Source organism: Megamonas rupellensis DSM 19944, assembly GCF_000378365.1.
Taxonomy (GTDB): Bacteria; Bacillota; Negativicutes; order Selenomonadales; family Selenomonadaceae; genus Megamonas; species Megamonas funiformis.
The window spans coordinates 104,639-119,471 of the sequence record NZ_KB899566.1; the positions used below are offsets into that span (position 1 = coordinate 104,639).

Annotated in this window: 14 protein-coding genes and 1 other annotated feature; of the genes, 6 read left to right on the top strand and 8 right to left on the bottom strand. The window is 31.8% G+C overall.

Going from position 1 to position 14,833, the window contains the following annotated elements; translation table 11 throughout:
* Nucleotides 1-34 precede the first annotated feature (34 nt).
* The 3 genes from F553_RS0100615 to F553_RS0100625 all read right to left on the bottom strand — a co-directional run bounded on the left by F553_RS0100615 (nt 35) and on the right by F553_RS0100625 (nt 3,140).
* Nucleotides 35-739 (bottom strand): GntR family transcriptional regulator, encoded by a 705-nt coding sequence (locus F553_RS0100615; protein ID WP_008538976.1) that lies wholly within the window; start codon nt 737-739, stop codon nt 35-37.
* Between the two features lie 59 nt (nt 740-798).
* Nucleotides 799-2,031: an MFS transporter gene (locus F553_RS0100620; protein WP_018998580.1), complete on the bottom strand. Its 1,233-nt coding sequence runs from the start codon at nt 2,029-2,031 to the stop codon at nt 799-801.
* A gap of 137 nt (nt 2,032-2,168) precedes the next feature.
* A complete protein-coding gene (locus F553_RS0100625; RefSeq protein WP_015563002.1) occupies nt 2,169-3,140 on the bottom strand; it encodes an L-lactate dehydrogenase in 972 nt (323 codons plus the stop codon).
* A 325-nt stretch (nt 3,141-3,465) separates the two neighbouring features.
* Nucleotides 3,466-3,664: a binding site (T-box leader), on the top strand.
* A gap of 48 nt (nt 3,665-3,712) precedes the next feature.
* Here F553_RS0100625 and pheS point away from each other — a divergent pair.
* On the top strand, nt 3,713-4,738 hold the full coding sequence (gene pheS, locus F553_RS0100630) for a phenylalanine--tRNA ligase subunit alpha (RefSeq protein WP_018998581.1): 1,026 nt from the start codon (nt 3,713-3,715) through the stop codon (nt 4,736-4,738).
* A 21-nt stretch (nt 4,739-4,759) separates the two neighbouring features.
* On the top strand, nt 4,760-7,195 hold the full coding sequence (gene pheT / locus F553_RS0100635) for a phenylalanine--tRNA ligase subunit beta (protein WP_018998582.1): 2,436 nt from the start codon (nt 4,760-4,762) through the stop codon (nt 7,193-7,195).
* Between the two features lie 37 nt (nt 7,196-7,232).
* On the opposite strand, the gene catA is transcribed toward pheT, so the two are convergent.
* From catA to F553_RS0100655, 4 genes are all read right to left on the bottom strand, one after another.
* Complete coding sequence (catA, locus tag F553_RS0100640; protein WP_018998583.1) at nt 7,233-7,880, bottom strand: type A chloramphenicol O-acetyltransferase; 648 nt, start codon at nt 7,878-7,880, stop codon at nt 7,233-7,235.
* A gap of 7 nt (nt 7,881-7,887) precedes the next feature.
* Nucleotides 7,888-8,289: an arsenate reductase ArsC gene (locus F553_RS0100645; protein WP_018998584.1), complete on the bottom strand. Its 402-nt coding sequence runs from the start codon at nt 8,287-8,289 to the stop codon at nt 7,888-7,890.
* A gap of 16 nt (nt 8,290-8,305) precedes the next feature.
* The gene (locus F553_RS0100650; RefSeq protein WP_018998585.1) at nt 8,306-9,292 is read right to left on the bottom strand and encodes a permease; all 987 of its coding nucleotides are present in this window, start codon (nt 9,290-9,292) and stop codon (nt 8,306-8,308) included.
* Nucleotides 9,293-9,361: 69 nt separating this feature from the next.
* Nucleotides 9,362-9,643, bottom strand: a complete 282-nt coding sequence (locus tag F553_RS0100655; protein ID WP_018998586.1) for an ArsR/SmtB family transcription factor — start codon at nt 9,641-9,643, stop codon at nt 9,362-9,364.
* Nucleotides 9,644-9,729: 86 nt separating this feature from the next.
* On the opposite strand from F553_RS0100655, the gene F553_RS0100660 reads away from it, so the two are divergent.
* From F553_RS0100660 to F553_RS0100675, 4 genes are all read left to right on the top strand, one after another.
* On the top strand, nt 9,730-10,653 hold the full coding sequence (locus tag F553_RS0100660) for a ketopantoate reductase family protein (RefSeq protein ID WP_018998587.1): 924 nt from the start codon (nt 9,730-9,732) through the stop codon (nt 10,651-10,653).
* Between the two features lie 39 nt (nt 10,654-10,692).
* A complete protein-coding gene (locus F553_RS0100665; protein WP_018998588.1) occupies nt 10,693-11,478 on the top strand; it encodes a sulfite exporter TauE/SafE family protein in 786 nt (261 codons plus the stop codon).
* 121 nt (nt 11,479-11,599) lie between these two features.
* Nucleotides 11,600-12,268, top strand: a complete 669-nt coding sequence (gene trmB, locus F553_RS0100670; RefSeq protein ID WP_018998589.1) for a tRNA (guanosine(46)-N7)-methyltransferase TrmB — start codon at nt 11,600-11,602, stop codon at nt 12,266-12,268.
* The gene (locus F553_RS0100675; protein WP_008538992.1) at nt 12,268-13,461 is read left to right on the top strand and encodes an FtsW/RodA/SpoVE family cell cycle protein; all 1,194 of its coding nucleotides are present in this window, start codon (nt 12,268-12,270) and stop codon (nt 13,459-13,461) included. Before trmB ends, F553_RS0100675 begins: the two co-directional genes overlap by 1 nt.
* A 724-nt stretch (nt 13,462-14,185) precedes the next feature.
* On the opposite strand, the gene dhaL is transcribed toward F553_RS0100675, so the two are convergent.
* Complete coding sequence (gene dhaL, locus F553_RS0100680; protein ID WP_008538994.1) at nt 14,186-14,809, bottom strand: dihydroxyacetone kinase subunit DhaL; 624 nt, start codon at nt 14,807-14,809, stop codon at nt 14,186-14,188.
* Nucleotides 14,810-14,833: the final 24 nt, after the last annotated feature.

A 14,833-nucleotide genomic window follows, 5' to 3' on the forward strand; every position in this document is an offset into this window, starting at 1 on the left:
ATGACAAAAGCCTTAGGTTTTCCTAAGGCTTTTTTTATAAATTAAATTTAGCCAAGATATTTCCTGCAAAAATCATTCCATGCATACTAGAAATATCTGACTCTATCTCATCTTTAGCTACTACAGACAATCTGCTTTTAAGTGCTAAATAAATAGAATAATGATACATATAGACATTTTCATTTGTATTTCGTTCAATAATCAACTGTTTATAATGATATCTATATCGTTGTAAATCAGGTTTTATACGTTTATACATCTCTGAAATATAATCATTATGTGCAGCCTTAACGATTAAATCATGAAATCGCTCATCATTTTTACAAAATAATTCATCATCAATTGGTTCATCATTGCCCTTGCGAAAGTTCAACAAAATTTCCTTTAAACCCATAAGTTCTGCTTTTGTTATGCGTTTAGCTGCCAAATAAGCAGCTTGTCCTTCCAAAAATTTACGAGCTTCATATAGATAAAAACATTCTTGTGGACTTATCTTTCGCACCGTCAAAAACCTTTTACTGCGTCGCTCAAGCCAACCATCTTTTAAAGCTCTATTAAGAGCTATATTTACAGGTGTTCTACTCACATCTAATTGCTGTGCAATCTTTGACTCAACAATCTTATCACCTGGCAATAATAAGCCCTGCATAATATCATTTTTTAAATGTTTATAAATAACGTCAGCTAATACGATAAAAGGATTTTCTTTTTTACATGCTTCAATATCTAATTTATCCATATATTTTCACCACCACAAGCATAATTTCCTTAATTATACTATATAAAGCTCATATAAGCTTAAGAAAATGCCCTTTTCGTCTTAACTTTTAAAGCAGGGAATGTAAATACAAAAATTATATATATGCAACTACATACAATATAAAATACCATAGATAAATCCCAACCATAATACGAAAGTATAATGCTCCAAATAAAATTCAATACAGTATAAATAGTATAGCCCAATGCCCAAAACACACCAAACATAATAGTTAGTTTACGTGGGTTCATATTTGGCAATTCATGAGGAAAATTCAGATACACAGAATACTGAGAAAACATCACAAATCCGCCAATCGCAAATAAAAAGTATGCTAATCCTGGATTTATATATGCCATATACAAACCTAAAGCCATAGCAATAATCATCATAATACCATGAACTAATAAAAACGGCTTACGCTCAAAAGGTACTTTGCCAATTAAAATACTAAATAAAGTCCCCACTATACCGCCCATAGTAATTGCCAATATCATAAATTCAGCATTAAAACCATTATTGACCTGTGCAACTAATTTTACAGGTATAGATACTAAAGACATTACATATAAAAATAAAAAACCGCCAAAACCCATGGAAAAACAATATACAAATTTATCTGTCAATGCATCTTTATATTTATATTCCTCTTGATGATGTGTGTTCTCATCATTAGGTGAAAAATCCTTTGCCAACATAGTCCATAAAACTAAAAGCAAAATACTAAATAAGCTAAATACATACATTGTATGTTGCCAATCACTAATAACCACATCTTTATATAAAAAGAAAATAATAGCCACTAAACCTGCACCAATATTATATGAAGCTGTAACTAGCGCACTTGCTATAATTTTTTCATCATTAGCTATAAATCTAGCTACTACAGTATTCATATATACCATTATCATAGAACCGCCTAATGCCATAATCATACGCGCAATAGTATATAGCCAATAATTTGTAGCAAATACAGCAACAAAAGAAAAACAAAGTAATACTAATGCTACAATACTTGCCTTTCGCGGATTTAATTTCAATAAAATATACGCTGCAACTAAGTTCGCAAAAATTCTAGCAATCGTTATCGTATAATTTATAACTTCTGAAACCATCGGTGATACTTGTTCACCATTAAAATAATGATATACAATCTTTTCGGATAAATTTGAACCTGCTACCCAATTTGAAGCAAATACTATATAAGATAATAACAAGATAATAAACATCATTATTCCCTGTGATTTTTTTACATTGGTCAAAGTATTCATAATACTATTCCTTTCTTATCATAACAATTAAAACACGACCTTATCTTTAAAATTTAAACTTATAAAAATAGCGAGATTTTCTACTTAAATAAAAACCTCGCTATTAAAATAAATATTTATAAATTATCTAATTGTATTTAAGCTACAGCTTCTGTCTTTTTCTCAATAGCTTTCATAGCAAATTTTACACTTTTAGCAGAAGCTATCATTTTACCTACTTCTTCATCAGTTAATTTTGGTGTAAATTTCTTAATAATTCCTGTGTTGTTAAGCATACAAGGCAAGCTCAAAGCCACATCATGAATGCCATATTCACCAGTTAAAATAGATGACATTGGTAAAATTGTATATTCATTATATTTTATAGCTTTAATAAAACGGCAAGCTACCATAGCAATACCTGTATTTGTACAACCTTTTAAATTAATTACATCATATACGACTTGCATGATTTTTTGTTCAATCATACCTTTATTTAATTTGTAATCACGATTAAAAAATTCATCCATATTGCCTAAGCCTAAACTTGCAATGTCCACTGTGCTCCATGCCACAAAACCAGAATTGCCATGTTCACCTAATACATAGCCATGTACAAGTTTTGGGTCTAAATGATAATAATCAGCCAAAATTCTACGTAAGCGGAAAGTTTCTAATAAAGTGCCTGTACCAATTATCTTTTCTCTTGGATAATCAAAATTAGCAGATACATAATAAGTAGCTACATCTAAAGGATTAGTTACTACTAAAATAATTGCATCTTTTGTATAACGAACGATTTGCGACATTACACTATCCATGATTTTACAATTTGTCTTAGTTAAAATTAATCTATCAGGTGTTTCTCCTGGTTTTATACTTGGACCAGCTGTGATGATAATCATACTAGCATCTTTGCAATCTTCATAATCGCCTTCATGAATATAGATATTATGACTGCTAATGCAAGCCGTAGCATGACTTGTATCCAGAGATTCACCCATGCATTTTTTCTCGTTAATATCAATTAATACAACTTCTGATGCTAAACCAAAATCCACAATTTTATTCAACACTGCTGTACCAACATTACTAGCACCAATAATAACGATTTTACCTTCATCAAACATAATTTCCGCACCCCTTTTATAATTTATAAATATTCTTATTTTTCTAACGTTTTATCTTTGACTATATTCTATCGCTATTATTTTTCCGTTTCAAAATCCATTCTATTTTTTAGAGATTTTTACAATAATGCTAGTTTTCATATACTTTATTGTATTTTATATCTATAATTTGTTTTTTATAAATGCCATAATTCGCAAAATCGCCTCTAAAATACATAAAAATAACATAAATTAAAATTATTTTTTTATAAAAATCTTCAATATTTGCTCAATCTTGTTTTTAATAAATTTTTATGATATACTTTTCACTGTAAAATTGTAATATAACTAAGCGATGATAAAGAGAGTAAATTAAGATTTCTTTTACAGAAAATATTGTCTAGGCTGAGAACAATAAAAGAAAATTTAATTGAAGTTCACTTTGGAGCTTCTATGGTGAAAATAAGTAGTCATAGCGTCTGGCAGCGTTAATGCTTTTAAGTATCAATTAGGGTGGTACCGCGAAACAAGCTTTCGCCCCTTCATGGGGTGAGAGCTTTTATTTTTTGTTAAAATTTTGTAGGAGTGAAATCATGGAACAAGAACTCAAAAGTTTACAACAAGAAGCGATTAATGATATTAATAGCGCTTCTAATCTCAATGCACTAAATGATGTGCGTGTAAAATATCTTGGTAAAAAAGGCTCTTTGACTAGCATTTTACGTGGCATGGGTAAATTAAGCCCTGAACAACGTCCTGTAGTTGGTCAAATGGTAAATACAACTCGTAAAGAATTAGAAACTGCAATCGCAGCTAAACAAGAAGAATTAAAAGCAGCTGAACTTGCAAATCGTTTAGCTACAGAAAAAATTGATGTTACGCTTCCTGGTCGTCGTCAAAGCTTAGGACATCTTCATCCTTTAACTGTTACCTTAAACAATATAAAAAATATCTTCACTAGCATGGGCTATTCTATCGCTGAAGGTCCTCAAATTGAATCTGATTATTTCAACTTTGAAGCTTTAAATCTTCCAAAAGATCACCCAGCTCGTGATATGCAAGACTCTTTCTATATCACAGAAGATATCTTACTTAGAAGTCAGACTTCTCCTGTACAGGCTCGCACAATGCAAGCTCATGAACCAAATAGCCCAATTCGCATCATTGCTCCAGGTCATGTATATCGCCGTGATGATTATGATGCTACACATTCCCCAATGTTTACTCAAGTTGAAGGTCTTTGCATTGATAAAAACATCAGCTTTGCTGATCTCAAAGGCACACTTGTTACTTTCTTACAACAAATCTTCGGTGAAGATGTAAAAGTTCGCTTCCGTCCAAGCTTCTTCCCATTCACTGAACCAAGTGCTGAAGTAGATATCTCTTGCGTTATGTGTAAAGGTAAAGGTTGCCGTGTATGTAAAGGCACTGGCTGGCTTGAAATCTTAGGTGCAGGTATGGTTCATCCTCATGTACTTGAAATGAGTGGTTATGACCCTAAACAAGTTAGCGGTTTTGCTTTCGGTATGGGTGTTGAACGTATTGCTATGCTCGCTTATGGCATTGATGACTTACGTTTATTCTATGATAATGATGTACGTTTCTTACGTCAGTTCTAATATTAAGGAGGATTATATTTAATGCAAGTTTCTATTAAATGGCTTAAAGATTATATAGATTTTACTGAAACTCCAGAGCAGCTTGCTGATAAACTCACAATGGCTGGTATTCCTGTAGAAAATGTTGTAGACCCTGGCGAAGGTTTAGAAAAAGTTGTAACTGGTCGCATCGAAAAGCTTGAACCACATCAAAATTCTGACCACTTACAAATCTGCACTATGAATGTGGGTCTTGCTGAAAATATCATCATTGTAACAGGTGCTCAAAACGTAGCAGAAGGACAAGTTGTTCCTGTAGCTATGGTAGGTGCTCATTTGCCAAATGGCATGAAAATCTCCAAAGGTAAACTTCGTGGTGTAGCTTCTAATGGTATGCTTTGCTCCGCTCAAGAATTAAAACTTGACCTTGAAAAATTACCTGAAGAACAAAAAACTGGTATCTTCATTTTACCTAGTGATACTCCTGTAGGTATTCCTGCTAAAGATGTATTAGGTTTAAATGATGTTGTATTGGAATTTGAACTTACAGCTAACCGTGCAGACTGCTTCAGTGTTTTCGGTCTTGTTCGCGAAATTGCTGCTATCACTGGCAATAAACCACATTTCCCTGAAATCAAAGTTAATGAAGATGATAACACTAAATTAAACGATATCTTCTCTGTAGAAATCGCAGACCCTGATTTATGCTCTCGTTTCTCTACACGTATGCTTAAAAATGTAAAAATCGGCCCATCTCCTGAATGGATGCAACAACGTCTTGAAGGTGCTGGCATTCGTTCCATCAATAATGTAGTTGACGTTACAAACTTCGTTATGATTGAACTTGGTCATCCTATGCATGCTTATGATTATGATAAAATCACAGGCAAAAAATTAATTGCTCGTCGTGCCATTGAAGGTGAAGAACTTCATACTCTTGATGATACTTCTCGCAAAGCAAAAGGTGAAATGCTCGTAATCGCTGATAGCGAAAAAGCTGCTGGTCTTGCTGGTATCATGGGTGGTTTCGAAACAGAAATCACAGACACTACTACTACTGTAGTATTAGAATCTGCTGATTTCTATGGTCCATGTATCCGCAGAACTGCTCGTGCTTGCGGTCTTTCTTCTGAAGCTTCTGGTCGTTTTGAACGTGGTGTTGATAGCGAAACTACTATTAAAGCCCTCGACAGAGCAGCTCAATTACTTCAAGAAATGGGTGCTTGCACTGTTTGCGAAGGAATTGTAGATGTATATCCAAATCCAAAACAAGCTAATTATGTTACTTTCACACCAGAACAAATCAATAATCATCTCGGTACTAATATCGCTAAAGATGTTATGCTTAATATCATTACAAGCGTTGGTTTTGATGTTACAAAAGATGAAAATGATGAAATCACTGTTAAAGTTCCATCTTGGAGAAATGATGTAACTTGCATGGCTGATATTTCCGAAGAAATTGCTCGTTTACATGGTTTTGATAAAATTAAATCCACTCTTCCAAATGGCGTTTCTATGCAGGGGACTCAATCTGCAAAACAAACATTTATCGATAAAGTAAAAGCTTCCTTATCTAGCCAAGGACTTTATGAAACAATTTCCTTTGCTTTAACTAACGAAGAAACATTCAATAAATTAAACATTCCACAAGATAGCCCTCTTCGTAAAGCTGTACCTATCATGAACCCACTTTCTGACGAATATCCTCTCGTTCGTACAACATTGCTCAGCAGTATTTTTGATAATCTTGCTCGCAATCTTGCTCGTAAAAATGATGATGTAGCTTTATTTGAAGTAGGTTCTGTATTCTTCCCTAAAGCACTTCCTGTAACAGAACTTCCAGATGAAGTTGTAAAAATTGCAGGTGCTATCACTGGTCGTCGCAATGCTCAGGGCTGGAACCAAGCAAATGATATGGTAGACTTCTACGATGCTAAAGGCATTATCGAAGAATTACTTGCAAACCTTCGTGTAACTCGTTATACAGTTGAAGCTGGTACACACTACGCTATGCACCCAGGCAAAACTGCTCTCTTCAAAAAAGGTCGCGATGTAATCGCAACAGTTGGTGAAGTTCATCCTGCTGTACTTTCTGCTTATGGTATTACAAAACCTGTATATATCTTTGAACTTGACGCTACTACTGTTATGAAATACATGGCTAAAGATTTAAAATATAAAGCATTACCAAAATATCCAGCAACTAGCCGTGACCTTGCAATGCTCGTAGATGTTGATGTAAATGCTGCTGATATCGAAAAAGCTATGACTAAAGCTGCAGGTCAAAATCTCACTCAAATCACTTTATTTGATGTTTACACTGGTAAACAAGTTGAAGAAGGCAAAAAAAGCTTAGCATTCTCCTTAACTTTCCAATCCAATGATAAAACATTAACTGATGCTGAAATTGATCCAGCAATCGAAAAAATCGTAGCTAAACTTCAAAAAGATTTCAATGCAAATCTTCGTGGCTAATAAAAATAAAAAGGCACTACAATTGTAGTGCCTTTTTTTATATTTCATCTGTTTTATCCAACCATTCTTGCAAATCATTTATAAATCTTGATAAATGAAAACCATCACATACTCCATGATGTACTTGAATAGCTAATGGCAATAATATTTTTTCACCTTGTTCAAAATACTTTCCTATAGTGAAAATAGGTAAATAATAATCATATCCTTTAACTAAATTCAAATTAAAACCTGTAAAACTAACCCAAGGAACACAAGAAATATTAAACACATTTTTTTCTAATAATAATTTAGAGCTTTTTATCTCTTGCTGTTGGTAATTTTTCATATCCAATAAATAATTTTGATAAAACACTTCAAAATCATCATCATATTTTGTCCACACTTGATAAAACTGTTCTTGCGTTTCTTCAAAGACTGTAAAAATAGGATTTATCTCATCATAATATCCTAATTCTCCATCTTCATTTAAATCCATGCGGAATTCTTTATATTTATTAACAAACTTACTCAAACCATATAAAATTACAGGAAAAAATTTTAGCTGTTTTATCTCTATTTTATTTTTTAAACCTGTGATATCTAAATTGATTGTCATGCTATAAGTGCACGGAACATCTTTGCTATACAGCTCAAAAACTTTTTTTCTTTGCCATTTTTCTTTATCTATTTTTATAAAATCCATTTCAATATCACAACTCTTTATTATTTATTCTAGCTATTAAATTATTCATTTTCACTTTTATCTGTTCAACGATTTTCAAAAATTCCTCATCAGATTTTCCTGTAGGGTCTTGTAGACCCCAATCTTCACGATATTTACATTTAATCATAGGACAAGCTACATTACAACCCATAGTTATAACAATATCAATCTCTGATAATTCCTGCAATAATTTAGGTCTTTGCACCTTTGTTATATCACCATAACCTAAAGATTTCATAATGCGAACTGCATCAGGATTTATTTGATTTTTTAACTGTGTCCCTGCTGAAAAAGCTTCAAAAACATCTTTTCCCATTTCTTTAGCTATAGCTTCTGCCATTTGGGATCTACAAGAGTTATGCACACAAATAAATGCTACTTTTAACAAATTTTACACCTCTATCTTAAAATACAAAATTAAAAATATAGCCTACAAAAATAATCCCTATACTTACAATACCTATAAATAAAAACAATAATTTTCTTTGCAATACTTGGCTAAGCATAATAAGTGACGGAAGTGATAAAGCTGTTATCGCCATCATCAATGCTAAAATCGTACCAGCTGGCACACCTACTAAATACAAAGCTTCAGCGATTGGCAAAGTTCCAAATATATCAGCATAAATAGGTATGCCAATAATTGTAGCTAAAATAACAGCAAAGGGATTATTATCTCCCAAAATACTTAAAATAAATTCTTGTGGTATCCAATTATGAATTACTGCACCTATTAATACGCCCAATAATACATAAGGAAAAACTTTTCTCACGATAATTTTAGTGTCATTTAAAGCATAATTTAATCTTTGTCTTTGATTAAAATATTCTGATTCAGCATAAAAATCTCTAATTGCTCCATCATATTTTTTCAAATATTTTTCAACCTTCATTATCGATAAGACTTTACCGCCAACAACAGCCAATATTACGCCTACAACTGTATAAAAAATAGCAAATTCAGGTCCAAAAAATGACATCAACATAAGCATAGATGCCACATCTACCATAGGAGAAGATATCAAAAAAGAAAAAGTCATGCCTACAGGTAATCCTGCTCTAGTAAAACCTATAAAAATAGGCACACTTGAACAAGAACAAAATGGCGTTACTGTTCCAAGTAGTGCAGCAATTATATTTCCAGTAAAACCATCAAAATGCGTTAAAATTCGTTTTGTCTTTTCTGGTGGAAAATACGACTGAATATATGATATCAAATAAATTAAAGTTACTAATAAGATAGTTATCTTTATCGTATCATAAAAGAAAAAATGAATACTAGACCACCAATTTGAACTTTTATCTGCATTAAAATAATTTACTAAGACTTGCCAAACTAAATCATTCAGCCATTGCATTCCTAGTATTTGTTCAACAAAAAAATCAAACATTATCTCACCTCATATCAAATATTTTTGATATGTTTATTATATCAACTTTTTTTGATATGACAAGTCTATTTATTCATGTTGAAAAAATTTTATCGCCTTTTGACTAAATACTTCTGTCAATAAAGAACTATTAATACTATAAAAATTCCATTTTCCCTGTGGTTTTACTTTTATTAAATTCGCTTCTAACAATAATTTTAAATGATAAGATAATTTACTTTGAGCTATAGCAAATTGTTCCATTAATTTACAAACGCAAATTTCCTCATGTTTTGCAATTTCTTGTAAAATCTTTAATCTCATTTCATCAGATAACGCTTTAAAAATTTTTACATAATCAATCTCTGTCATATTATTTATCTCACTTTCTTATTTTATTAAGAAAAATCTTTTATACTTTGCTATAATAACTATATCATATTTAAGGAGGGATTTTCTTGAAATATCTCATTGTCGGCACTGGAGGAACTGGAGCTTGTATCGGTAGTTTTTTAGCTAAAAATAATCACGATGTAACCTTTATCGCTCGTGGAAAACATCTTGAAACCATCAACGAAAATGGTCTTACCATCAATTCTGATAGAATTGGTAAATTTAATTTAAAACCCGTAAAAGCAATGACTACAGAGCAATATCTTCAAACAAATGAAATACCTGATGTAATTTTTATTTCTGTCAAAGGATATGCTCTTGATGATATCATTCCTTTTTTAGCCAAAGTAAGCAAGGAAAATACCATCATCATTCCTATACTAAATATCTATGGTACAGGTTATAGACTAGCACCTAAATTACCTCATACAAATGTAATTGAAGGATGTATCTATATTGTTGCCTATATTTCTGCACCTGGAGAAATATCTCAAAAGGGTAATATTTTCCGCATCGTCTTTGGCACACGTGGAAAAACTCCATTAAAAAATCAATTAGAACAAATTGCTCAAGACCTTAAAAATAGTAATATTTCCGTTGTCTTATCAGAAAATATCGCAGAAGATACCTTCCGCAAATTCGTTTTAATCTCCCCTTATGCTAGTTGTGGAGCTTATTTTGATATACCAGCAGGTATCATGCAAAAACAAGGAAAAGAACAAGATTTATTCATTGCCTTAACAAAAGATTGTATTAATCTAGCTAAAGCTTATAATATTAATCTTCCTGAAAATATCATTGATATAAACTTAAAAACATTAAATGCTATGACACCAGATACTACAGCTTCTATGCAAAAAGACTTACAAAAAGGCAGTCAATCAGAAATTGATGGACTCATTTTTGAAGTTGTTCGCATGGCAAAAACCAAAAATATCGCTGTGCCAGCCTATGAATTAGTGGCTAAACATTTTGGTTTTATAGCCTAAAATATAATAAATTACAAAATATGAAAGTAAGGTTTTTTTATGATTGAAATTCTTGTATTATTTGTCGTCGGTATTGGCGTAGGTACATTTGGTACTTTAATAGGTATTGGTGGTGGTTTAATCATGATACCACTTTTTACTTTTGCACTCACACCTTCTATTTTTCATAGTGCTCCTGAAATCGTTGGTACTTCATTATTTGGTGTATTTTTAAATGCACTTTCAGGGACATATGCTTATATAAAACAACATCGCGTTTATTTTAAAGCAGCCATTCCTTTTGCTATTGCTACACTTCCTGGAGCTATTTTAGGTAGCCTTGTCAGTGATTATTTCACAGGCCCTACTTTCAGTCTTAGTTATGGTATCTTTATCTTAATCATCTCTGCTATCATGTATTGGAATTCATCTAATAAAAAAGCTATCGCTACTAATTTTGATGAAACCTTATTTATAGCTCGCAAAAAACTCGGTATTATTTTAAGTATGTTTGTAGGTTTTATCTCTAGCATCTTTGGTATTGGTGGCGGTATCATTCATGTTCCTGTTATGATTTATGCCCTCGCTTTTCCACCACATATGGCAACTGCAACATCTCATTTTGTCTTAGCTGTTTCCTCTTTTATGGGTGTTACATCTCATATATTTTTAAATCATATCGTTTGGATACCTGCTCTTGCTGTTGGTTTTGGTGCTGTAATCGGCGCTCAAATCGGTGCTAGATTATCCAAGAAAACTAAACCTCGCAGTATCATTTTACTTCTTTGCATTTCTTTATTCTTATTAGGTATTCGCATGATTGTTGAAAGCAATCTCTTATTTTAAGCAAAAAGCTTCTGTTCTCGACTCTAAAAAAGAACAGAAGCTTTTTATGTAAAAACCATGTATTTATAAATCTTTTGTGATAAAATAATCTTTGAATATATTTATAAAAAGGAGAATTATTTTGCGTTTACGAAGAAAACCTTGGATTGATGAAGCTATTTTAGATTTTAATGATTTTGTATATACTAAAGGACAAAGTCCTTCTGAAGAAATTAAAGGTCATTGGCATGAAGTATTTGACCGCCAGGCACCTCTTTATGTAGAACTTGGCACAGGAAAAGGAGATTTTATCAGTAAAACAGCAGCTCTTCATCCTGAAGTTAATTTTATCGGTATAGAACTTCAACAAGATGTTTTATACTATGCTGCTAAAAAAGTAAAAGAACTTGGCTTAACTAATGTTCGCTTAATGGTATTTAATATCGAACAAATTGAAAATATCTTTGCTGAAGATGAAGTTGACCGTTTTTATATCAATTTCTGCGACCCATGGCCAAAAGCTCGTCATGCAAAAAGACGTTTAACTCATATAGGATTTTTGGAAAAATATCGCAAACTCTTAAAAGATAATGGGGAATTATTCTTTAAAACCGACAATAGACCTCTATTTGATTTTTCATTAGAACAATTTGAACTTGCTAATTTAAAAGTAAATGCACTTACTTTTGACCTTCATAATAGTGAATATCAAGCTAACAATATTATGACAGAATATGAACGTAAATTTAGCGGTTTCGGTGAAAAAATCAATCGCTGTGAGGTAACTTTTACTAAGCAGGATAAAAAATAATGTTGACTAAGCAAAAATTTTGGATAAATGATATGGAAGCTATCACCTGTATCATGTTTATCCTGATTGTCATTGGCACTATAAATATTTGTAGTGCCAGCTTAATAACCGCTTATACTAACTTTGAAAATCCCTATTTCTTTTTAATTCGTCATTTAATAAGTTTGTTAATTGGATTTGTCGCTTTTGCTTTAACTTCTAGATTTAATTATAAAAAATTAAAAAATAAATCTTTACTGCTTACAGTCATAACGATTTTATCCTTAAGTGCTGTATTAATTATGGGTGTTACTGTAAATGGTTCTAAGCGTTGGCTATCACTTGGATTTATGCAATTCCAACCTTCTGAAATCGCCAAAATTGTTACCATTATCATCAGTGCCTCTTATCTTGGTCAATGTATAGATAAAAAAATTCCTATAACGGTAAATCCACAAAAAAATATCATATTTCTTCTATGTCTAATAATTGCAGGTTTTGTTGAAGCTCAACCTGATATGGGAACCGCACTTATCATCATTGGTATTCCAACCATTATGTATTTTATTGCTGGTCTATCCAAAAAATGGATTGGTATAATCTGTGGTATTGGTTTTATCTTACTTACACTATTAGCAACCTTCCAACCATATCGTTTAGACCGTATCAATAGTTGGTATGACCCTTGGTCTCGCTCTCAAGAAGATGGTTATCAAATAGTCCAATCCATCTTAGCTATTGGTTCTGGAGGATTTTCTGGCATGGGCTTAGGTCATGGATTTAGTAAATATTCTTATCTACCTGAATCTCATACAGACTTTGCCTTTGCTGTTTTTTGCCAAGAAATAGGATTTATGGGTGCTTTTATTGTCTTTTTACTCTTAATTGCGCTAGCTTTTTATTGTATAAAAATTGCTCTACGCACTAAAGATAATTTTGGCAAAATGCTTGTATGTGGCATTACTTTATTGATTGTAGGTCAAGCTACTGGCAATATGGCTATGGTTATCGGTATTGTTCCTGTAGTTGGTGTACCTTTACCGTTCATCAGTTATGGTGGTACTTCACTTATCTTAAATATGATTAGCATCGGCTTAGTTTTAAGCGTAGACCGACATAATCATATCATTAAAAAAAGTACTAAAAATGAAACGATAACTACTCCGCCTATTAAATATTTAAGCAAGAAAAAACATCTCTATCGTTTAAAATAAAAAATAAATAATGGCAAAATAAAAGACGATTAACATATCTTCATGCTAATCGTCTTTTATCTAGTATACTGTGTATACATCAAACTACCTCACTATTTAATTTTTTTTTTGCAAATCTTCCCTTAAGATAGAAGTCTTTGCTGTATTTATCAGTCAGCTAACGTGTGTAATATGCATTTAATTCCAAATACATCTTTTTACATTCTTTTATAATATTCTAACTAACTTAAAATACACCTAATACGTATTATACACTTTTTGAATTAATAATAAATTTTGTAACGTTACTATTTGTGCACACTTATAAATCAGTTTAGACTTTAACTAGCAATGCCTTACTATCTATAAAATCTAGTTTTTCTTTACAAACTTGCTTTCTTCAACAGCACGAGATATCTAAGTGCAACTTTCATTAAAGCCTTTTTGCAAATCCGCTATAACCCTCACTCCTTTCGAATGCATTCTATATAAATAATTTTTAGTTCCTCTGTACAATAATTTCTATTGCTCATTCTCCATAAACTATTTTTATATCATTACATTCAATTGTTTTAAGCACTATAGCTTTTCTTTCTGTCTTTATTATAGCACAGTCAATATTTTATTGCAATAATCAGATTATTTTTTTTATATATTTTTTTCTGTAAAAATAACATTTTAATAAAAAATATAAGTGCCTACTAAAAAATCTCATAGTAGACACTTATGAATTATCCTTTGCTTATTAACGTTGAAAAAAGTTATATAATTCTCTAACCATAATAAGTGAAGATGTAGCACCTGGGTCTTGATGACCAATACTTCTAATACCTAAATAGCTTGCACGACCTTTGCTTGCAGAAATAGTGCGTGTATAATCTGCACCTTCTTTTGCAGCTCTTGATGCTTCACCTAAACATTGGAATAATGTTAAATCTTTTTCTTTACCTTTTACAAAAGCTGTATGTACAGGAATTAAAACATCTAACATTGTTTTTTCACCTGGTTCTACACGACCACGTTTTTTAATAGCTTCGATAGCTTCACCTAAAACTTTAATTACAGAATCAACTGTAAAAGATGTATTTTCATCACAAGCTTTAGCTGCACGGTTGAAAGCTGCTGCATATAATGGACCAGCTGCACCGCCTACATTTTCAGAAAAAGCTGTACCTATAGCTTTGAAAACTTTTGCTGGATTTCCATCATCATTCATATTGTCAATTTCTTCTAAAGCAGCTTCAAAACCAATAGCCATATTATTGCCATGGTCGCCATCACCAATAGCTTTATCTAACATATTTAAATAATCTTTTTGGGCTATTATAGCTTTTGCTATATGTTCAACTGCATCTTTAATTCTTGTCATATACGATATTTCCTCCCAAAATTT

What these genes read in the sequence shown, in the direction of transcription:
- F553_RS0100620 (WP_018998580.1), bottom strand. Translation starts at nt 2,031, where the DNA reads ATGAATACTTTGACCAATGTAAAAAAATCACAGGGAATAATGATGTTT.
- F553_RS0100665 (WP_018998588.1), top strand. Translation starts at nt 10,693, where the DNA reads ATGATTGAAATTCTTGTATTATTTGTCGTCGGTATTGGCGTAGGTACA.
- dhaL (WP_008538994.1), bottom strand. Translation starts at nt 14,809, where the DNA reads ATGACAAGAATTAAAGATGCAGTTGAACATATAGCAAAAGCTATAATA.
- pheS (WP_018998581.1), top strand. Translation starts at nt 3,713, where the DNA reads ATGGAACAAGAACTCAAAAGTTTACAACAAGAAGCGATTAATGATATT.
- F553_RS0100675 (WP_008538992.1), top strand. Translation starts at nt 12,268, where the DNA reads ATGTTGACTAAGCAAAAATTTTGGATAAATGATATGGAAGCTATCACC.
- pheT (WP_018998582.1), top strand. Translation starts at nt 4,760, where the DNA reads ATGCAAGTTTCTATTAAATGGCTTAAAGATTATATAGATTTTACTGAA.
- F553_RS0100650 (WP_018998585.1), bottom strand. Translation starts at nt 9,292, where the DNA reads ATGTTTGATTTTTTTGTTGAACAAATACTAGGAATGCAATGGCTGAAT.
- catA (WP_018998583.1), bottom strand. Translation starts at nt 7,880, where the DNA reads ATGGATTTTATAAAAATAGATAAAGAAAAATGGCAAAGAAAAAAAGTT.
- F553_RS0100655 (WP_018998586.1), bottom strand. Translation starts at nt 9,643, where the DNA reads ATGACAGAGATTGATTATGTAAAAATTTTTAAAGCGTTATCTGATGAA.
- F553_RS0100615 (WP_008538976.1), bottom strand. Translation starts at nt 739, where the DNA reads ATGGATAAATTAGATATTGAAGCATGTAAAAAAGAAAATCCTTTTATC.
- F553_RS0100625 (WP_015563002.1), bottom strand. Translation starts at nt 3,140, where the DNA reads ATGTTTGATGAAGGTAAAATCGTTATTATTGGTGCTAGTAATGTTGGT.